The 18,643-nt window shown below is 57.6% G+C and carries 18 protein-coding genes and 1 pseudogene; 14 read left to right on the forward strand and 5 right to left on the reverse strand.

All coding sequences use genetic code 11. The features are described from left to right. Positions 1 to 236 precede the first annotated feature (236 nt). From M8014_RS06130 to M8014_RS06145, 4 genes are all read left to right on the forward strand, one after another. Positions 237 to 1,574, forward strand: a complete 1,338-nt coding sequence (locus M8014_RS06130) for a PTS sugar transporter subunit IIC (RefSeq protein ID WP_271281647.1) — start codon at positions 237 to 239, stop codon at positions 1,572 to 1,574. Beyond that, positions 1,571 to 2,998 (forward strand): glycoside hydrolase family 1 protein, encoded by a 1,428-nt coding sequence (locus M8014_RS06135; protein WP_271281648.1) that lies wholly within the window; start codon positions 1,571 to 1,573, stop codon positions 2,996 to 2,998. The genes M8014_RS06130 and M8014_RS06135 overlap by 4 nt, the downstream gene beginning before the upstream one ends. Before the next feature lie 90 nt (positions 2,999 to 3,088). Next, positions 3,089 to 3,862: a GntR family transcriptional regulator gene (locus M8014_RS06140; protein WP_271281649.1), complete on the forward strand. Its 774-nt coding sequence runs from the start codon at positions 3,089 to 3,091 to the stop codon at positions 3,860 to 3,862. Further along, on the forward strand, positions 3,859 to 4,335 hold the full coding sequence (locus tag M8014_RS06145; RefSeq protein WP_271281650.1) for a GNAT family N-acetyltransferase: 477 nt from the start codon (positions 3,859 to 3,861) through the stop codon (positions 4,333 to 4,335). Before M8014_RS06140 ends, M8014_RS06145 begins: the two co-directional genes overlap by 4 nt. Here the strand turns inward: M8014_RS06145 and galR are convergent. Next, positions 4,296 to 5,312 (reverse strand): HTH-type transcriptional regulator GalR, encoded by a 1,017-nt coding sequence (gene galR, locus M8014_RS06150; protein WP_271281651.1) that lies wholly within the window; start codon positions 5,310 to 5,312, stop codon positions 4,296 to 4,298. The genes M8014_RS06145 and galR overlap by 40 nt on opposite strands. A gap of 422 nt (positions 5,313 to 5,734) precedes the next feature. Here galR and aas point away from each other — a divergent pair, with 422 nt between their 5' ends. Both aas and lplT read left to right on the forward strand, forming a co-directional pair. Next, the gene (gene aas / locus M8014_RS06155; RefSeq protein ID WP_271281652.1) at positions 5,735 to 7,894 is read left to right on the forward strand and encodes a bifunctional acyl-ACP--phospholipid O-acyltransferase/long-chain-fatty-acid--ACP ligase; all 2,160 of its coding nucleotides are present in this window, start codon (positions 5,735 to 5,737) and stop codon (positions 7,892 to 7,894) included. Continuing rightward, on the forward strand, positions 7,887 to 9,080 hold the full coding sequence (gene lplT / locus M8014_RS06160) for a lysophospholipid transporter LplT (RefSeq protein WP_271281653.1): 1,194 nt from the start codon (positions 7,887 to 7,889) through the stop codon (positions 9,078 to 9,080). The genes aas and lplT overlap by 8 nt, the downstream gene beginning before the upstream one ends. 96 nt (positions 9,081 to 9,176) lie before the next feature. On the opposite strand, the gene M8014_RS06165 is transcribed toward lplT, so the two are convergent. From M8014_RS06165 to M8014_RS06180, 4 genes and pseudogenes are all read right to left on the reverse strand, one after another. Beyond that, entirely contained in the window at positions 9,177 to 10,217 is a 1,041-nt protein-coding gene (locus tag M8014_RS06165; protein ID WP_271281654.1) for an NADP(H)-dependent aldo-keto reductase, read from the reverse strand. A 128-nt stretch (positions 10,218 to 10,345) separates the two neighbouring features. Further along, the gene (locus M8014_RS06170; RefSeq protein WP_271281655.1) at positions 10,346 to 10,564 is read right to left on the reverse strand and encodes a YgdI/YgdR family lipoprotein; all 219 of its coding nucleotides are present in this window, start codon (positions 10,562 to 10,564) and stop codon (positions 10,346 to 10,348) included. Positions 10,565 to 10,691: 127 nt separating this feature from the next. Further along, the gene (gene mutH, locus M8014_RS06175) at positions 10,692 to 11,384 is read right to left on the reverse strand and encodes a DNA mismatch repair endonuclease MutH (RefSeq protein WP_271281656.1); all 693 of its coding nucleotides are present in this window, start codon (positions 11,382 to 11,384) and stop codon (positions 10,692 to 10,694) included. Between the two features lie 156 nt (positions 11,385 to 11,540). Next, positions 11,541 to 11,615 (reverse strand): annotated as a pseudogene (locus M8014_RS06180) (hypothetical protein); the annotation flags it as partial. A gap of 454 nt (positions 11,616 to 12,069) precedes the next feature. Here M8014_RS06180 and rppH point away from each other — a divergent pair. From rppH to M8014_RS06220, 8 genes are all read left to right on the forward strand, one after another. Then, on the forward strand, positions 12,070 to 12,600 hold the full coding sequence (gene rppH, locus M8014_RS06185) for an RNA pyrophosphohydrolase (protein WP_032613763.1): 531 nt from the start codon (positions 12,070 to 12,072) through the stop codon (positions 12,598 to 12,600). 12 nt (positions 12,601 to 12,612) lie between these two features. Continuing rightward, positions 12,613 to 14,859 (forward strand): phosphoenolpyruvate--protein phosphotransferase, encoded by a 2,247-nt coding sequence (ptsP, locus tag M8014_RS06190; RefSeq protein ID WP_271281657.1) that lies wholly within the window; start codon positions 12,613 to 12,615, stop codon positions 14,857 to 14,859. Between the two features lie 191 nt (positions 14,860 to 15,050). Beyond that, complete coding sequence (gene lgt / locus M8014_RS06195) at positions 15,051 to 15,923, forward strand: prolipoprotein diacylglyceryl transferase (RefSeq protein ID WP_271281658.1); 873 nt, start codon at positions 15,051 to 15,053, stop codon at positions 15,921 to 15,923. Positions 15,924 to 15,929: 6 nt separating this feature from the next. Then, positions 15,930 to 16,724: a thymidylate synthase gene (gene thyA, locus M8014_RS06200; RefSeq protein WP_271281659.1), complete on the forward strand. Its 795-nt coding sequence runs from the start codon at positions 15,930 to 15,932 to the stop codon at positions 16,722 to 16,724. Positions 16,725 to 16,907: 183 nt separating this feature from the next. Continuing rightward, positions 16,908 to 17,372, forward strand: coding sequence for a prepilin peptidase-dependent protein (locus tag M8014_RS06205; RefSeq protein WP_271281660.1), 465 nt, complete (start codon positions 16,908 to 16,910; stop codon positions 17,370 to 17,372). Further along, complete coding sequence (locus M8014_RS06210; RefSeq protein ID WP_271281661.1) at positions 17,363 to 17,926, forward strand: prepilin peptidase-dependent protein; 564 nt, start codon at positions 17,363 to 17,365, stop codon at positions 17,924 to 17,926. Before M8014_RS06205 ends, M8014_RS06210 begins: the two co-directional genes overlap by 10 nt. Further along, positions 17,923 to 18,327 carry a DUF2509 family protein gene (locus tag M8014_RS06215; RefSeq protein ID WP_271281662.1) on the forward strand — a complete coding sequence of 135 codons (405 nt, stop codon included), beginning with the start codon at positions 17,923 to 17,925 and terminating at the stop codon, positions 18,325 to 18,327. Before M8014_RS06210 ends, M8014_RS06215 begins: the two co-directional genes overlap by 4 nt. After that, the gene (locus M8014_RS06220; RefSeq protein WP_271281663.1) at positions 18,312 to 18,635 is read left to right on the forward strand and encodes a prepilin-type N-terminal cleavage/methylation domain-containing protein; all 324 of its coding nucleotides are present in this window, start codon (positions 18,312 to 18,314) and stop codon (positions 18,633 to 18,635) included. Before M8014_RS06215 ends, M8014_RS06220 begins: the two co-directional genes overlap by 16 nt. The last annotated feature ends 8 nt before the right edge of the window (positions 18,636 to 18,643 follow it).

Below are 18,643 nucleotides of genomic sequence, written 5' to 3' on the forward strand. Positions count from 1 at the left end.
TAAGCCGGGCGGGAAGGGCAAAACCCCCATCAGGATCACGCTTTTTGGTTACGGCGATCGTTGTGGGTGAAAGTGGCATACCAAAGTGGCGGTAAATCACACTCTGGAATACCTCTTTCCGCGTTGAGAGCTTAATCACAGAACAAATTATCATCAGAAGCTATTTTTGGTATGCCAATAGAAGCAGGCTGTCCACCTTATCCCAATAAAAAGCCCTTTTACTGAGGTATTACCCGATGGCATTACAGGAAAAACTGATCAATTCGCTGGGCAGTTTCGCCACTACGTTCAACAGTTATCGCTATATCATGGCGATAAAATCTGCCTTCATCACCTTAATGCCGGTCATCATCGTGGGCGCGTTTTCGGTGCTGATCTCCAACATGGTGCTGGATCCGAAAAACGGCTTAGCCAGTTTTGAATCGCTCTCGTTTCTGGCCACCTTAAAGCCGATCACCAGTGCGCTCAACTACGCCACGCTGAACTTCCTTAATATCGGTGCGGTGTTCTTGATCGGCATTGAGCTGGGGCGCATTAACGGCATCAAGTCACTGTTCCCAGGTCTGCTGGCGGTGATCTGCTTTATCTGCGTCACGCCAACCACCGTCGAGATGATGGTCGATGGCGAAATGCACATGGTTAAAGACGTGCTGATGCGCCAGTTCTCCGACACCCGCAGCCTGTTCCTCGGGATGTTTATCGCCATCCTGTCGGTGGAAATTTACTGCTGGCTCGAGGGGCGTCCGGGCCTGAAAATCAGAATGCCTGACACCGTACCGCCAAACGTGGCGGCCTCGTTCTCGGCGCTGATCCCGGCCATTATTACCACCACCGCCATCGCCACCTTTGGTTTTGTCTTCCACCAGGCAACCGGCATGTATCTGTACGATGCGGTATACCAGGTCGTGCAACAGCCGCTGGAGCGCGTGGTGCAAAGCCTGCCGGGCATCCTGCTGCTGATGTTTGTTGCCCAGCTGTTCTGGGTGATCGGCATTCATGGCAACCAGATGATCAAACCGATCCGCGAGCCGCTGCTGCTGGGGGCCATCACCGTCAACATGAGCGCTTTTGAGCAGGGCAAAGAGATCCCGAACATCATCACCATGCCGTTCTGGGATGTGTACATGAGCATCGGCGGCTCGGGCTTAACCATCGGCCTGCTGATTGCGGTAATGATTGGCACCAAGCGTAAAGAGATGAAGGAGATCGCCAAGCTCTCCATCGGCCCTGGCATCTTTAACATCAACGAACCGGTGATTTTCGGTATGCCAATCATGCTCAACCCGATTCTGGCGATCCCGTTCATCATCACCCCGCTGGTCACCGGCTCTATCGGCTACTTCGCCACCGTCACCGGCTTTGCCGGGAAGGCGGTGGTGATGGTGCCCTGGACCACGCCGCCGCTGATTAACGCCTGGCTCTCTACCGCGGGCTCAATGGGCGCGGTGGTCACGCAGGGTATCTGCATCATCACCGCCGTCCTTATCTATCTGCCGTTTGTGAAGATCGCTTCACGCCGTGCCGAGCAGGCAGCACTGCAGGCGCAAAACCAACAGGCGACGAATAACGTATGAGCATAAAACAGATAACCATCCCTGAGGATTTCATCCTCGGGGCCGCCGCCTCCGCTTGGCAAACCGAGGGCTGGAGCGGCAAGAAAGCAGGGCAGGATTCATGGATCGACCAGTGGTACAAAAACGATCGTCAGGTCTGGCATAACGGCTATGGCCCGGCGGTGGCCACCGATTTCATCAACCGTTTTCGTGAAGACGTGGCCCTGATGAAGCAGGCCGGGCTGACCCACTATCGCACCTCGATCAACTGGTCGCGTTTTCTCACCGACTATGAAACCGCGACGGTGGATAAGGAGTACGCCGCGTATTACGACGCCCTGTTCGCCGAGATGCAGCGTCAGGGCATTGAGCCGATGATCTGCCTTGAGCACTACGAGCTGCCGGGTACGCTGCTGGACACCTACGGTGGCTGGGCGTCGAAGCACGTGGTCGAACTGTTCACCCGCTACGCCGAACAGGTCTTTGCCCGCTATCACCACCTGGTGAAGCGCTGGTTTACCTTTAACGAGCCGATTGTGGTGCAGACCCGGGTTTATCTGGATGCGCTGCGCTGGCCGTACGAGCAGAACACCGGTATTTGGATGCAGTGGAATCACCATAAGGTGCTGGCGACGGCGAAGGTAGTGAAGCTGTTCCGCGACAAAGGCTACGCGGGCAGCGTGGGCTGCATCCTTAACCCGGAAGTCACGTATCCCCGTTCCCGCGCCGCTCACGACGTAAAGGCAGCGGAGATCTACGACCTGTTCTACAACCGGGTGTTCCTCGATCCGCTGGTGCACGGGCATTACCCGCAGGAACTGTTTACCCTGCTGGATAAACATCAGGTGCAGTGGGACTACAACGACGATGAGCTGGCGCTGATCGCCGATAACACCGTCGACGAGCTGGGGATTAACCTCTATTACCCGCACCGGGTTAAAGCCCCGTCCCGCGCCTGGCATCCTGAGACGCCGTTCCACCCGGCGTACTACTACGAGCCGTTTGAGCTGCCGGGCAGGCGGATGAATCCGTCGCGCGGCTGGGAGATTGCCCCGCGCATTATTTACGACATGGCGATGCGGATTAAAAACGACTATCGCAACATCGACTGGTTTGTGGCCGAAAGCGGAATGGGGGTCGAAAACGAAGCGCAGTACCGCAATAGCGACGGGGTAATTGCCGACGACTACCGCATCAACTTTATCAGCGAGCATCTGTTTTATACGCTGCTGGCGCGTGAGGAGGGGGCCAACTGCCACGGCTATATGCTATGGGCCTTTACCGATAACGTCTCGCCGATGAATGCGTTTAAAAACCGCTACGGCCTGATTGAAATCGACCTTGATAACAACCGCGCCCGGCGGGCCAAAAAATCGGCCAGCTGGTTCCGCCAGTTGCGCGATGAGCGCATGCTGACCCTGAACGTCGATGACGAATGGAAGTAGGCGAAGATTGCGGCGGTTCTGGTAACATAGCGCCCACACTGGCCGGGAGGATGCCCGGCCTGCGCATTAACTCACAGCACAGGTGATAACGTGGATAAGGCAGTCGTCCCGGCGGAAAAGAAACAGTACCAGGAGATAGGCGAGGATCTTCGCGACCAAATCATCCAGGGGCACTATCCCGTGGGCTCACGCCTGCCGCCGGAACGCAATATGGCGGAAACCTACGGCGTCAGCCGCACCATCGTGCGTGAAGCGCTGTTGATGCTCGAACTGCAGGGTACCGTGGATATCCGCCAGGGTTCCGGCGTGTACGTCATGCGTATCCCCGAGGAGCACGAGAACGAGGAAGAGCGCCTGTTAAAAAGCGACGTCGGCCCGTTTGAAATCCTGCAGGCGCGCCAGCTGCTCGAAAGCAATATTGCCGCCTTTGCCGCCAAAATGGCGACCCGCGCGGATATCGACAACCTGCGTCGCATCATCGAGCAGGAGCAGCGCGCCATCGCCGCCAACGACAACAGCCAGGACAACAACAAGATGTTCCACCTGGTGCTGGCGGGGGCCACGCAGAATCAGATGCTGCTGGCGACCGTCGAAAGCGTCTGGCACCACATGGACAGCAGCCCGCTGTGGCAACAGTTTAACGTGCATATTGCCAGCCGGGCGTATCGCCTGAAGTGGTTGGGCGACAGGCAGACCATTCTGGCTGCGCTGCGCCGCCGCGACGTGATGGGGGCCTGGCAGGCGATGTGGCAACATCTGGAAAACGTGAAAAAGAGCCTGCTGGAGCTGTCTGACGAAGATGCCCCGGATTTTGACGGCTACCTGTTTGAATCCGTACCTATTTTCCAGGGCAAACTGGTGTGAATATTCAACCGCTATACAGGGCGCCCCAACACGCTGAACAGGTCATCGACTGGCAGTGGCAGGCGTTTGGTGACGGACTGCCGCGTGAGTTTTTTGCAAGCGTAGTGGCCCACAGTCAGACCCCGGGCGCGCTGCCGCTGACCTTTATCGCCACCGAGGGCGAGCGCCTGCTCGGCACGGTGGGACTCTGGCGCTGCGATCTGATTACCCGCCAGGATCTCTTCCCGTGGCTGGCGGCGCTGTACGTGGATGAACAGGCGCGTGGAAAAGGGCTGGCAGGGCAGCTGCAGCGACACGTGCAGGCGTATGCCGCCGAGGCCGGGCATCGCGACCTGCATCTCTGGTCGGCCTGTCGCGATTTTTATGAAGGTTACGGCTGGCACTACATCGGCGATGCGCTGGAGTACCCGAACAAAACAGTCCATCTTTACCGCTATTCGCTGGCGGATTCCGCCGGTGGCGTGACCGAGTGACGGCGCACCAGCGTCGGGCTGAAGATATGCGTCACGTCCGGCGGCAGGCGCTTATCGGCCAGTGACAACGCCAGCTCGGCGGCCTGAGTTGCCATAGTGACAATCGGGTAACGCACGGTCGTCAGGCGTGGACGCACATAGCGAGAAATCAGAATGTCATCGAAGCCAATCAGCGAAATCTCACCCGGAATATCAATGCCATTGTCGTTCAACACCCCCATCGCCCCGGCCGCCATCGAGTCGTTGTAACAGGCGACGGCGCTAAAGTTGCGTCCGCGTCCCAGCAGTTCCGTCATGGCCTGTTCGCCGCCGCTCTCATCGGGTTCACCGTAGGTTACCAGTCGGTCGTTACAGGGCAGGCCGTTTTCGCGCAGGGCATCATAGTAGCCCTGCAGGCGATCGTCGGCGTCGGAAATGGGGTGATTCGAGCACAGATAGCCGATGCGGGTATGCCCCTGCTGGATCAGATGGCGGGTGGCGAGCCAGGCACCGTAGCGGTCATCCAGCGCCACGCAGCGCTGTTCGTAGCCGGGGATTATGCGGTTGATAATCACCATGCCGGGGATCTGATTCATCAGATGCACCAGCTCTTCATCCGTCAGCTTTTTAGCATGCACCACCAGCGCCGCACAGCGGTGGCGAATCAGCTGCTCAATGGCCTGACGCTCTTTCTGTTCGTTGTGATAGCCGTTGCCGATCAGCAGAAAATTGCCGGTCTGATAGGCGACCTGCTCTACGGCTTTGACCATTGCGCCGAAAAAGGGATCCGAGACATCCCCGACCACTAACCCGACGGTGTCGGTGGACTGTTGAGCGAGGGCGCGGGCGTTGGCATTGGGATGATAGTTGAGCGATTCCATGGCGGTGAGCACCGCCTTGCGGGATGTCTCGCTGGCCTTCGGTGAGTCATTGATGACACGCGAAACAGTGGCGACAGAAACACCAGCCAGTCGGGCCACATCCTTAATTGTCGCCATTCGATACCTTCTCTTTGGGGTAAGCGTTTACACACCAACTAGTGTTGCGGAAAAGCGAGGTGTATTCAAGCTTGCGGCCGAGGGGCAATTCACAAACGTGATGCACCCCATAGGAAAGCGTGTAATCGTTACACAGCGAAGCGTAACAGAAGAATGTTAATCGGAATCATTAGTTACACTTTGCCTCAGGCTGTTGCTTTTTCCCGCTGGAGAAGTGAGGGGGCAAACGCCACAATCAAGATCCCAGAGGTATTGATTGGTGAGAATTCTTAGTACGTACTGCGTACTCATCACTTGCACCAACCTGCGCAGATGCGCAGGTTTTTTTTTGTCTGAACACAGCTGTCGCCCCTGCTACACTTCTCGTGTAATCTGCCACAATTTTCCGCAACCCGATAAATTGACTGGCACAGGGAGTTGAAATGCTATTTGGGTTCTTCCGCACGCTGTTCCGTATTCTCTTTCGTGTGCGTCTGACTGGCGACACCCGGTCATTACACGCCGATCGCGTTCTTATTACCCCCAACCACGTTTCGTTCATTGATGGCATCCTGCTGGCGCTATTTTTGCCCGTGCGCCCGGTGTTTGCGGTCTATACCTCCGTCAGCCAGCAGTGGTACATGCGTTGGTTAACGAAGTTGATTGATTTTGTTCCGCTCGATCCCACCAGGCCAATGATGATCAAACATCTGGTGCGCCTGATCGAGCAGGGGCGTCCGGTAGTGATCTTCCCCGAAGGGCGGATTTCGGTAACCGGCTCGCTGATGAAAATTTATGACGGAGCGGGTTTTGTGGCGGCGAAATCTGGCGCTACGGTGGTGCCGCTGCGCATCGAAGGGGCCGAGTTGACCCACTTCAGCCGCCTGAAAGGGCGAGTGAAACAGCGCCTGTTTCCGCGCATTACCCTGCATCTGCTGCCGCCAACGTCGTTGCCGATGCCCGAAGCGCCCCGCGCCCGCGATCGGCGTAAAATCGCCGGTGAAATGTTGCATCAGATTATGATGGAAGCCCGGATGGCGGTGCGCCCGCGCGAAACGCTGTACGAGTCGTTGCTGACGGCGATGTCCCGCTTTGGTGCAAAGAAACACTGCATTGACGACATTAACTTCGCTCCCGACACCTACCGCAAGCTGCTGACCAAGACCTTGTTTGTCGGGCGTATTCTTGAAAAATACAGCCAGCAGGGCGAAAAGATTGGCCTGATGCTGCCCACTGCGGGCATCAGCGCGGCGGTGATTTTTGGCGCCGTCTCACGCGGGCGCATCCCGGCGATGCTGAACTACACCGCCGGGGTAAAAGGGCTGAGCAGCGCCATTACTGCCGCGCAGATCAACACGGTCTTTACCTCACGCACGTTCCTCGATAAAGGCAAGCTCTGGCACCTGCCGGAACAGCTGACCCAGGTACGCTGGGTGTTCCTGGAAGATCTCAAAGCCGAGGTCACCACCGGTGACAAGCTGTGGATCTTTGCCCACCTTCTGGCCCCGCACCTGGCGCAGGTAAAACAGCAGCCGGAAGATGCGGCCATTATCCTCTTTACCTCCGGCTCCGAAGGGAACCCGAAGGGGGTCGTGCACAGCCACAAAAGCCTGCTGGCTAACGTCGAACAGATTAAAACCATCGCCGACTTTACCGCCGACGATCGCTTTATGTCGGCGCTGCCGCTGTTCCACTCCTTCGGCCTGACGGTGGGGCTTCTCACTCCACTGCTGACCGGTGCGGAAGTGTTTCTCTATCCCAGCCCGCTGCACTACCGCATTGTGCCGGAGCTGACCTATGACCGTAACTGTACGGTGATTTTTGGTACCTCCACCTTCCTGGGCCATTACGCGCGCTTTGCCAATGCGTATGACTTCCACCGTGTGCGCTACGTGGTGGCCGGAGCGGAAAAACTGCAGGAGAGCACCCGCCAGCTTTGGCAGGATAAGTTTGGCCTGCGCATTCTGGAAGGCTACGGCGTGACCGAGTGCGCGCCGGTGGTCTCTATTAACGTGCCGATGGCGGCGAAGCCCGGCACGGTCGGGCGTATTTTACCGGGAATGGACGCGCGGCTGCTGGAAGTGCCGGGTATTGAAGAGGGCGGTCGCCTGCAGCTGAAAGGCCCGAACGTGATGAACGGCTATCTGCGGGTGGAAAACCCCGGGGTGCTGGAAGCGCCAACGGCGGAAAACGCCCAGGGTGAAGTGGAAACCGGCTGGTATGACACCGGCGATATCGTGCGCTTCGACGATCAAGGCTACGTGCAGATCCAGGGCCGGGCCAAACGCTTTGCCAAAATCGCGGGCGAGATGGTGTCGCTGGAGATGGTCGAGCAGCTGGCGCTGTCGGTATCGGCTGACAAAATGCACGCGACAGCGATAAAAGCCGATGCCAGTAAAGGCGAGGCGCTGGTGCTGTTTACCACCGACAGCGAGCTCACGCGCGAGCAGCTGCTCCAGCGGGCGCGCGAGCACGGTATCCCGGAGCTGGCCGTACCGCGCGATATTCGCTATCTGAAGCAACTTCCGCTGCTGGGCAGCGGCAAACCGGATTTTGTCACCCTGAAAGGCATGGTTGAACAGGCGGAGTCGCATCATGAGTGAGTCAGCACCCACTAACACCTCCATCTGGTCGAAGGGGATGATGGCGGTTACCGCCGCGCAGTTCCTTTCGGCCTTTGGCGATAACGCGCTGCTGTTTGCCACCCTGGCGCTGCTGAAGTCGCAGTTGTACCCGGACTGGAGCCAGCCGATCCTGCAGATGGTGTTTGTTGGGGCTTATATCGTCTTCGCCCCCTTTGTCGGCCAGGTGGCGGACAGCTTTGCCAAAGGCCGGGTGATGATGTTCGCCAACAGCCTGAAGCTGCTGGGGGCGGCCAGTATCTGCGTCGGGGTGAACCCGTTTATCGGCTACACGCTGGTGGGGATCGGGGCTGCGGCCTATTCACCTGCCAAGTATGGCATCCTGGGGGAACTCACTACTGGCGATAAGCTGGTTAAAGCTAACGGTCTGATGGAGTCGTCGACCATTGCGGCGATCCTGCTGGGCTCGATGGCTGGCGGCATCCTGGCTGACTGGCATGTGCTGGCCGCGCTGGGCGTGTGCGCCGTGGTTTATGCCGGGGCAGTTGTCGCGAACCTGTTTATTCCTAAGCTGCCGGCGGCACGTCCGGGTCAGTCCTGGCGCTTCACCCCCATGACCGCCAGCTTCTTCAACGCCTGCCGGGTGCTGTGGCATAACGGCGAAACCCGCTTCTCACTGATTGGCACCAGCATGTTCTGGGGGGCGGGGGTCACGCTGCGCTTCCTGCTGGTGCTGTGGGTGCCGACGGTGCTGGGGATCACGGACAACGCCACGCCAACCTATCTTAATGCGATGGTAGCGGTAGGGATCGTCGTCGGTGCGGGTGCGGCGGCAAAGCTGGTGACGCTGCAAACGGTCGCCCGCTGCATGCCAGCCGGGGTGCTGATTGGCGTGGTGGTGCTGCTGTTCTCGTTGCAGCACGCGCTGTTACCGGCGTATGCGCTGCTGTTCCTGATGGGGATCCTCGGCGGGTTCTTCGTGGTACCGCTTAACGCTCTGCTGCAGGAGCGCGGCAAGCATACCGTCGGGGCAGGCAATGCCATTGCGGTGCAAAACCTGGGTGAGAACGCCGCCATGCTGCTGATGCTGGGCGTTTACTCGCTGGCCGTGAAAGTGGGGGTGCCGGTAGTGGGCATTGGCGTCGGATTCGGTGGGCTGTTTGCGCTGGCGATCGCGGCGCTGTGGCTATGGCAGCGACGTCGGTAAACATCATGTGCGGCTTGATGCCCTCACCCTAACCCTCTCCCACGGGAGAGGGCGCAAACAGTAAAAAAGGCAACTGACGTTGCCTTTTTGCTTTTATCAGGGAGCTGGATAGGTATACACCTGATGCACCACTTCAATCTCCGCTAACACCTCTTCGCTTAGCGTCAGATGCAGGCTTTCCACGTTGGTTTTCAGCTGTTCCAGAGTGGTTGCGCCCAGAAGGGTGCTGGCCACAAACGGCTGACGACGGACAAAGGCCAGCGCCATCTGCGCTGGATCGAGCCCGTGGCGTTTGGCGATATCCACATAGGCCGCCACCGCTTTCTGCGTCTGCTCACCGCTGTAGCGGGTGAAGCGGCTGAATAGCGTATTACGCGCCCCTGCAGGCTGTGCGCCGTTGAGGTACTTACCGGTCAGCGTGCCAAAGCCCAGGCAGGAGTACGCCAGCAACTCGACGCCTTCATACTGCGTAACTTCCGACAGCGCCACCTCATAGCTGCGGTTCAGCAGGCTGTAAGGATTCTGGATGGTCACGATGCGCGGCAGGTCGTGCTTATCCGCCAGATGCAGATAGCGCATCACCCCAAAGGCCGTTTCGTTAGAGACGCCAATGTAGCGAATCTTCCCGGCGCGCTGGCATTCGGTCAGCGCTTCCAGGGTTTCCAGCAGCGTCACCACCGGCGCGCCGTCGCTCCAGCTGTAACCCAGCTTGCCAAAGCAGTTGGTTGGACGCTGCGGCCAGTGCACCTGATAGAGGTCGAGATAATCGGTCTGCAGGCGCTTCAGGCTGTCATCCAGCGCTGCACGGATGTTCTTGCGATCGAGGATCTGATTCGGGCGGATACCGGTGTCATTAAGGCGGGAAGGGCCGCTGACCTTAGAGGCAACAATCAGCTTTTCGCGGTTGCCGCGTTTCGCCAGCCAGTTGCCGACGTAGGTCTCGGTTAATCCCTGGGTCTCCGGGCGCGGCGGCACGGGGTACATTTCAGCGACGTCGATCAGGTTGATGCCCTGGCTGACGGCGTAATCGAGTTGTTCATGGGCATCGGCTTCGCTATTTTGTTCACCGAATGTCATCGTGCCCAACCCCAGCTGGCTTATCTCAAGAGAACTATGGGGGATACGGTGATAATGCATAGCCGGCTTCCTTATTGGACATGTTAACGGCGTCAGGAACCTCCCGACAGCGGGATATAAACATGGCAGAGGGGAAGCAAAAGGGGAAGAGAAAAATCAAAAGGCCAGCCAGCCGCTGACCTTACGCATTATCGTTCGATAATTTGCGACACATCATCGCGGTTGATCTGCATATTATTACCTTGCTGATCGCGGTAGCTGACCAGACCGGTATCATCGTCGACTTGGGGTTTGCCGTCGGTCAGGATCATGCGACCATCTTTGGTCGCCATAACATAATCGCTACTACAACCAGAAACGGCAAACGCTAAACCAACAGCCGAGATTATCACTGCCCATTTTTTCATTTTTATCACCTCACCTGGTTCGTGTTAGATCTTAGTGTAGTAATAACTGCTGAGCGGGTTTCCCGAAAGAGGGAAAATCTTAAAAAGCCGACGATTCTGTTAAAAACATCACAAATCGCGCCAAAAATCAGGTATTCAGCAAAAAGTGACGTGCTAACAGGGCACCCGTGAAGTTCTTTTTCAAATAAAAACCGCGCGGAAGGGTTAAAATCGGCTCGCCGCGTGCGCCAATTGCCTCGGTGAGGGCTTTGCTGTTTGCCGCCTTTGGCCGAAGCTGCAGCACTTCACCGTGGCGGGCCGTGATGCGCTCAACCTGACCGAGCACAATCATGTCCATCAACTCTTCCCAGTCCAGCCGCAGCTGACGATCCTCTTCCTCATTCGGGCTCCAGATTAACGGTGCACCGACGCGCCTCGCCGCCAGCGGGATCGCACGATCACCTTCGACCGGCATCCACAGTACGCGCTTGAGCTTATGCCGCACATGACTGCTTTCCCAGGTGATCCCCGTATTGCCAGTGAGCGGCGCTACGCAGACGAACGTTGTCTCCAGCGGTCGGCCCTGGCTGTCGACCGGGATGGTTTTCAGCTCCACGCCCAGGGCGGCAAAGTCCTGCTCGGGTTTGCTGCCTGCGCTGGCCCCGAGCCACAGTTCCAGCAGCACGCCTATCCAGCCTTTATCGCGCTTAAGATCCGCCGGGATCGGCAGGCCGGCGAGTGCGGCAAGTTCTCCCAGCGAGTAACCCGCCAGACGTTGTGCCTGCTGCAGTAATGCCGCTTCCGTTTCAGGAGCTGAGGACATCGGGACGAGGGGAAGCATGATAATGTATCCGTTGGTTAAAAAATGACCGGTAGTTTTCCACCGCACAGAGAGAGTTTAACTTTTTCTTTTTGCTTGTGCCAGGTTGATGATTTATCTATATTTTTAAGTCAAACTTTGTGGCGGGCTAGCGGTTGAGCTTCAGGTTGTTCAAATCTGGTCACTGGCAATAAACAGGATCTTACACCTACTTATCCACAGAAAAGTGGGATAACTGGGAATAACCCCCACTACTGTTTCCATTTACAGCCTTGACGTGCGATGAAAATCGAAAAACTCGACAAAATGTGACTAACTTATTGGCACAATCTGTGGATAAAACCGACGCTGCTCGATCTTTCATCAACGCGCAGATCTTAAGAGTGACCTGTATCACACTATACGTTGTTTGTTGCAATTTTATAACTCTAACTAAATGAAATATAGGATTTTATTAAGATAAGAAAATTCTGCATTATCCGGGGCGGTTTAGGTTGTCCATCGGTAATCACGAACTTCTTCACAACTCTATCCACAGAAAAAGTGAATAAAATTGCGCATCCGACCGCTCATCTGTTTATAACTCTGATGATAATTGTGAGTTATTCAAATGTTATTCGGCTCCAGGCCCGTAAGAGAGTGGTTTACCGCCTCACTGGAGTGTGAAACAATCATTCATATATCAGGTTTAGTTTGAGGTAGTCCGGTGATTGATGACGATGGCTACCGCCCGAACGTAGGTATCGTAATTTGTAATCGCCAGGGGCAGGTTATGTGGGCCCGGCGATATGGTCAGCACTCCTGGCAATTTCCCCAAGGGGGAATTAACCCGGGAGAGTCCGCAGAGCAAGCGATGTATCGGGAGCTGTTCGAAGAAGTTGGCTTAAGCCGTAAGGATGTCCGCATTCTGGCTTCGACCCGCAACTGGTTGCGTTACAAGTTACCGAAGCGTTTGGTGCGTTGGGACACAAAGCCGGTATGTATCGGCCAGAAACAGAAGTGGTTTCTTCTGCAATTGGTGAGCAGCGATGCGGATATCAATATGCAAACCAGCAGCACGCCTGAATTCGATGGCTGGCGCTGGGTTAGCTACTGGTATCCCGTTCGTCAGGTCGTGTCGTTTAAGCGCGACGTTTACCGCAGGGTGATGAAAGAGTTCGCAAGTGCTGTGATGATGCTTCAGGAGGCCCCTCCTAAACCACAGAGCGCACCTGCCTGGCGACGTAAAAGAGGTTAAGCTACGCACATTATGCTCACCCGCCTGCGCGAAATAGTCGAGAAGGTGGCCAGTGCTCCACGGCTCAACGAGGCGCTGGATATTCTGGTCACTGACATCTGCCTTGCAATGGAAACCGAAGTCTGTTCGGTTTATCTGGCCGACCATGACCGCAGATGCTATTACCTGATGGCGACGCGCGGACTGAAAAAACCGCGCGGTCGTACCGTTGCGCTCGCCTTTGATGAAGGCGTAGTGGGCCTGGTCGGGCGTCTGGCTGAACCCATCAACCTTGCCGATGCACAGAAGCACCCCAGCTTTAAATATATTCCTGCAGTAAGAGAAGAACGCTTTCGGGCGTTCCTTGGCGTGCCGATTATCCAGCGCCGCCAGCTGCTTGGCGTGCTGGTGGTCCAGCAGCGTGAACTGCGGCAATACGATGAAAGTGAAGAGTCTTTCCTCGTTACGCTGGCCACGCAAATGGCGGCGATCCTCTCCCAGTCTCAGTTAACGGCGCTGTTTGGTCAGTACCGACAGACGCGTATTCGTGCCTTGCCCGCGTCGCCCGGCGTGGCGATTGCCGAAGGTTGGATGGATGCCACCCTGCCGCTGATGGAACAGGTTTACGAAGCGTCCACGCTGGATACTGCCCTTGAACGCGAGCGTCTGACCGGTGCGCTGGAAGAGGCGGCTAACGAGTTTCGCCGCTACAGTAAACGTTTTGCCGCCGGTGCGCAGAAAGAAACCGCCGCCATTTTCGATCTCTACTCCCACCTGCTTTCTGATGCCCGACTGCGTCGAGAGCTGTTTACCGAAGTGGATAACGGCTCGGTTGCCGAGTGGGCGGTCAAAAAGAGCATCGAGAAATTCGCTGAGCAGTTTGCCACCTTAACCGACGGTTATCTTAAAGAGCGTGCCGGAGACCTGCGCACGCTGGGGCAGCGCCTGCTGTTCCATCTCGATGACACCATTCAGGGGCCGAACACCTGGCCGCCGCGCTTTGTGCTGGTGGCCGATGAGCTTTCGGCCACCACCCTTGCGGAACTGCCACAGGACAGACTTGCCGGGATTGTGGTTCGCGACGGTGCGGCCAACTCGCACGCCGCCATTATGGTGCGTGCGCTGGGGATCCCGACCGTCATGGGGGCGGATATCCAGCCGTCGGCCTTGCACCACCGCACGCTGGTGGTGGACGGTTATCGCGGTGAGCTGCTGGTCGATCCGGAGCCGGTTCTGCTGCAGGAGTACCAGCGACTTATCAGCGAAGAGAACGAGCTGAGCCGTCTGGCAGAAGACGATGTTAATCAGCCTGCGGCGCTGAAAAGCGGCGAGCGGATCAAAGTGATGCTCAATGCCGGTCTCAGTCCGGCGCATGAAGAGAAGCTTGGCGGGCGCATCGATGGCATCGGTCTTTACCGCACCGAAATCCCGTTTATGCTGCAGAGCGGCTTCCCCTCGGAAGAGGAGCAGGTCGCGCAGTATCAGGGCATGTTGCAGATGTTCAACGACAAGCCGGTGACGCTGCGTACCCTGGACGTGGGCGCGGATAAGCAACTTCCGTACATGCCGATCAGCGAAGAAAACCCCTGTCTGGGCTGGCGCGGCATTCGCATCACCCTCGATCAGCCGGAGATCTTTCTTATTCAGGTGCGCGCCATGCTGCGCGCCAATGCCGCGACCGGGAACCTCAGCATTCTGTTGCCGATGGTGACCAGCATTGACGAAATCGACGAAGCCCGACGACTGATCGAACGTGCCGGGCGCGAAGTCGAAGAGATGATCGGCTACGAGATTCCAAAACCCCGGCTGGGGGTGATGATCGAAGTCCCGTCGATGGTCTTTATGCTGCCACAGCTGGCCAATCGCGTTGACTTTATCTCGGTGGGCACCAACGACCTGACCCAGTACATGCTGGCGGTGGATCGCAACAACACCCGCGTGGCGAGTATTTACGATAGCCTGCACCCGGCGATGCTGCGGGCGCTGGCGATGATTGCCCGCGAGGCGCAAACCCACGGCATCGACCTGCGCCTGTGCGGCGAGATGGCAGGGGACTCCATGTGCGTGGCGATCCTGATTGGCCTCGGTTTCCATCATCTGTCCATGAACGGTCGCTCCGTGGCCCGCGTGAAGTACCTGCTGCGCCACATTGATTTAGAAGAGGCGCAGCTGCTGGCGACCCGCAGTCTGGAAGCCCAGCTGGCAACCGAAGTACGCCACCAGGTGGCGGCCTTTATGGAGCGTCGCGGAATGGGCGGTTTGATCCGCGGTGGGCGTTAACAACGGGTATCCCTCAGCGCTGGGCTGAGGGATACAAACGTGCGACGTCTCTATACACATCTTTTACATCTCGGGCGCATCCTCCCCGCCCGCTTGTGCTATGATTCGCAACTTTGGAGCGCAGGCAACCCCTCGCGCACGTCTCTACCGCTGTCCACTTTCAGCGGAATATCAACATCTTGTGGTGACAGATGAACAGTGGCTATCTGCATTTTCCGGAATTCGATCCGGTCATTTTCTCAATTGGACCCGTAGCGCTTCACTGGTATGGCCTGATGTATCTGGTCGGGTTCGTTTTTGCCATGTGGCTGGCTGGCCGTCGCGCCAAACGCCCTGGCAGCGGCTGGACCAAAGACGAAGTAGAAAACCTGCTGTACGCAGGCTTCCTCGGCGTCTTCCTCGGTGGGCGCATCGGCTATGTGCTGTTCTACAACTTCCCGGTGTTCATGAGCGATCCGCTCTATCTGTTCCGCGTCTGGGATGGCGGCATGTCCTTCCACGGCGGCCTGATTGGCGTCATCCTGGTGATGGTGATCTTCGCGAAACGCACCAAACGTACCTTCTTCCAGGTGGCTGATTTTATTGCGCCATTGATCCCGTTCGGGCTGGGTGCTGGTCGTCTGGGTAACTTTATCAACGGCGAGTTGTGGGGCCGCGTCGATCCGAGCGTGCCGTTTACCATGCTGTTCCCGCAGTCGCGTGCCGAAGATCTTGCTCTGCTGCCTTCACATCCTGAGTGGCAGTCGCTGTTCGACACCTACGGTGCCCTGCCGCGTCATATGTCACAGCTGTACGAGATGGCGCTGGAAGGGGTGGTACTGTTTATCATTCTGAACCTGTTTATCCGCAAACCGCGTCCGACGGGCTCGGTATCTGGCTTGTTCCTGATTGGCTACGGTGCCTTCCGTATCATCGTGGAATTCTTCCGCCAGCCGGATCAGCAATTCACTGGTGAATGGGTACAGTACATCAGTATGGGGCAGATCCTCTCTATTCCGATGATTGTCGCGGGTATCGCGATGATGGTCTGGGCGTACCGTCGTCCACAGCAACAGGTCTCCTGAGTCATTATGAAACAGTATCTTGAACTGATGCAAAAAGTGCTCGATGAGGGCACGGCAAAAAACGACCGCACCGGTACCGGTACGACCTCCATTTTTGGTCACCAGATGCGCTTCAACCTGCAGGATGGCTTTCCGCTGGTGACAACCAAGCGCTGCCATTTACGCTCAATCATTCATGAGCTGCTTTGGTTCCTGCAGGGCGATACCAACATCGCGTACCTGCGTGAGAACAACGTCTCTATCTGGGACGAGTGGGCAGACGACAATGGCGATCTGGGCCCGGTCTACGGCAAGCAGTGGCGCGCCTGGCCAACGCCGGATGGCCGCCATATCGACCAGATCACCACCGTGGTGAACCAGCTGAAAAACGATCCGGACTCGCGCCGTATTATCGTTTCTGCCTGGAACGTGGGCGAGCTGGACAAAATGGCGCTGGCACCGTGCCACGCGTTTTTCCAGTTCTATGTGGCGGATGGCAAGCTCTCCTGTCAGCTGTACCAGCGCTCCTGCGATGTGTTCCTCGGCCTGCCGTTTAACATCGCCAGCTATGCACTGCTGGTGCATATGATGGCTCAGCAGTGCGAGCTGGAAGTGGGTGATTTTGTCTGGACCGGCGGGGATACCCACCTGTACAGCAACCATATGGAACAGACCCATCTTCAGTTGTCCCGCGAGCCGCGAGCGCTGCCGAAGCTGGTCATCAAGCGTAAGCCGGGATCCATTTTCGACTACCGCTTTGAAGACTTCGACATCGAGGGCTACGACCCGCATCCGGGCATCAAAGCCCCTGTGGCCATCTGATATCGCAAGCCTGACATAACCGGCACCTTGTGTGCCGGTTTTTTTATGCCCAAATAATGGTTTTGCGAGCCTGTTTCCGGCTTATGCGCAACGCGCTGCAAACTGCAAGAAAGTGCTGAACCCGCCTCGACAATCTCTGAACTGCGCCTCGAATTGCTGTTCTTGCCCCGTCACACTGGCGTCATGAAAAAGGAAAAGGGCTTTACGCTCATTGAAATGCTGGTCGCCGTCGCACTTATCGTTACGCTCAGCGCGACAGGGCTGTACGGCTGGCGACGCTGGCAGCAACAGCAGCAACTCTGGCAGACGGCGCGCCAGGTGCGGGATTTTCTTGTAGTGCTGCGCAACGACGCCTGGCGACATAACCGGGATCACGTTGTGGCGCTAAAGCAGGACGGCCAGCAGTGGTGCCTGCTCAAAACCGATATCCCCGCGTGCCAGGCCGACAGCGCCTTTGCGCTCATCCCGCTGTGGCCGGATATTCACATCACCGAGATTACGCCCGCGCTGGGGTTTTATGGCCTGCGGGATACCGCCTGGGCGGGGCGAATTCGCCTGCAAAGCCAGGCCGGCGAATGGCTGATTATCGTCTCGTCCTGGGGGCGCATCCGCATGTGCAACGGCAAGGGAGGATTCGCATGTCAGTAACTCAGCAGGGATTTTCACTGACCGAAGTCCTGATAGCGATGGCGATAAGCAGCGTCCTGCTGATGAGCGCGGCGCGGTTTTTACCCGGTTTGCAGCGAGCGATACTGCTGCAGACGCAGCAGCAGGAACGTGAAGAGGAGATCTGGCTGCGGATGGCCGGTATCGGTAAGCACCTGCAACGGGCGGGTTACTGCGCGGGCGAGTGCCAGGGCGAGGCGCTAAAGATTGCTCAGGGCGGCGAATGCATCATAGTGCAGTGGGACGAGAACAGCAATGGCCGCTGGGAGACGACGCCCCCAACCGCTGCGGAACAGACGGGGTTTCGCCTCAACGATGGCGCACTGGAGACGCTACGGGGCGCTACGCAGTGCAGCGGCAAGGGATGGGAGAGAGTGACCGATCCCGCCAGGCTCACCGTGGTGCATTTTAAGGTGCAGCGCATCATGCGGGCGGGGTTCGCGCCAGAGTTAAGCATCGCGTTGGGTGCCTCTTTCAAAGGAGCGCGTGGCGGTAACCTTGAAGCGCATCATCGTGTCACCGGGTTTAACTTATGAGCCGCCAGCAGGGAATGTCGTCGCTGGCGCTGGTGCTCCTGCTATTAATGCTGGGCAGCCTGATGCTGACCGGACTCAACCAGCAGCTTGATGCCCTGATGCGCATTGTCAGGGCCGACAGCGAGGCCCTTTACCATCAGGCGACAGCCCAGTCGGCGCTGGAGTGGGGCAGAACGCTTCCCTGGCCGACGGATGCGGACGCGGCGTGCCAGCAGCATCCGCAGCAGCCGTGGCGCGCCTGCCTGCGTATCCTGGCGCAGCGCGCCGTGCTTATCACCAGCAGTGGTGGCATCACGCTGTGGCGGCTGGGGGAGGTGAGCGCCGAGGGTGTTGTCTTTTTGCCGCACGGCTGGAGTGACTTTTGCCCGCTTAAGGAGAGTGCGCTGTGTCAGCAACCGTAGCGAAACAGCAGGGGTTTAGCATCGTGGAAGTGTTACTCGCCATGATGCTGATGGTTATCGTGGTCACTGCGCTTGCGGGCTATCATCGTGTTTTAGCCAGCCGGTTCGTGGCACTGGAGCAGTACCGCCAGGTCTGGCGTCAGGTCTGGAATCAGTCGCAGCTCACGCCCGCAGAATTACCCGCGGGCTGGCAGGTGAACCGAATGCAGACAACACAGGCCGGATGTGTCAGCATCTCGGTCACACTTATTTCTCCTCTGGGTCGGCGGGGTCAGATGACACGCCTGCACTGCCCGGTTAGCCAGTAGTTGGGAGC

This window comes from Silvania hatchlandensis (genome assembly GCF_025564065.1).
Lineage (GTDB): Bacteria > Pseudomonadota > Gammaproteobacteria > Enterobacterales > Enterobacteriaceae > Enterobacter > Enterobacter hatchlandensis.

Bases quoted from the DNA above. Each gene is read 5' to 3' on its own strand.
- lgt (WP_271281658.1), top strand. From the start codon at position 15,051: ATGAACAGTGGCTATCTGCATTTTCCGGAATTCGATCCGGTCATTTTC.
- ptsP (WP_271281657.1), top strand. From the start codon at position 12,613: ATGCTCACCCGCCTGCGCGAAATAGTCGAGAAGGTGGCCAGTGCTCCA.
- aas (WP_271281652.1), top strand. From the start codon at position 5,735: ATGCTATTTGGGTTCTTCCGCACGCTGTTCCGTATTCTCTTTCGTGTG.
- lplT (WP_271281653.1), top strand. From the start codon at position 7,887: ATGAGTGAGTCAGCACCCACTAACACCTCCATCTGGTCGAAGGGGATG.
- M8014_RS06135 (WP_271281648.1), top strand. From the start codon at position 1,571: ATGAGCATAAAACAGATAACCATCCCTGAGGATTTCATCCTCGGGGCC.
- M8014_RS06205 (WP_271281660.1), top strand. From the start codon at position 16,908: ATGAAAAAGGAAAAGGGCTTTACGCTCATTGAAATGCTGGTCGCCGTC.
- thyA (WP_271281659.1), top strand. From the start codon at position 15,930: ATGAAACAGTATCTTGAACTGATGCAAAAAGTGCTCGATGAGGGCACG.
- galR (WP_271281651.1), bottom strand. From the start codon at position 5,312: ATGGCGACAATTAAGGATGTGGCCCGACTGGCTGGTGTTTCTGTCGCC.
- M8014_RS06130 (WP_271281647.1), top strand. From the start codon at position 237: ATGGCATTACAGGAAAAACTGATCAATTCGCTGGGCAGTTTCGCCACT.
- M8014_RS06170 (WP_271281655.1), bottom strand. From the start codon at position 10,564: ATGAAAAAATGGGCAGTGATAATCTCGGCTGTTGGTTTAGCGTTTGCC.
- mutH (WP_271281656.1), bottom strand. From the start codon at position 11,384: ATGCTTCCCCTCGTCCCGATGTCCTCAGCTCCTGAAACGGAAGCGGCA.
- M8014_RS06215 (WP_271281662.1), top strand. From the start codon at position 17,923: ATGAGCCGCCAGCAGGGAATGTCGTCGCTGGCGCTGGTGCTCCTGCTA.
- M8014_RS06165 (WP_271281654.1), bottom strand. From the start codon at position 10,217: ATGCATTATCACCGTATCCCCCATAGTTCTCTTGAGATAAGCCAGCTG.
- M8014_RS06210 (WP_271281661.1), top strand. From the start codon at position 17,363: ATGTCAGTAACTCAGCAGGGATTTTCACTGACCGAAGTCCTGATAGCG.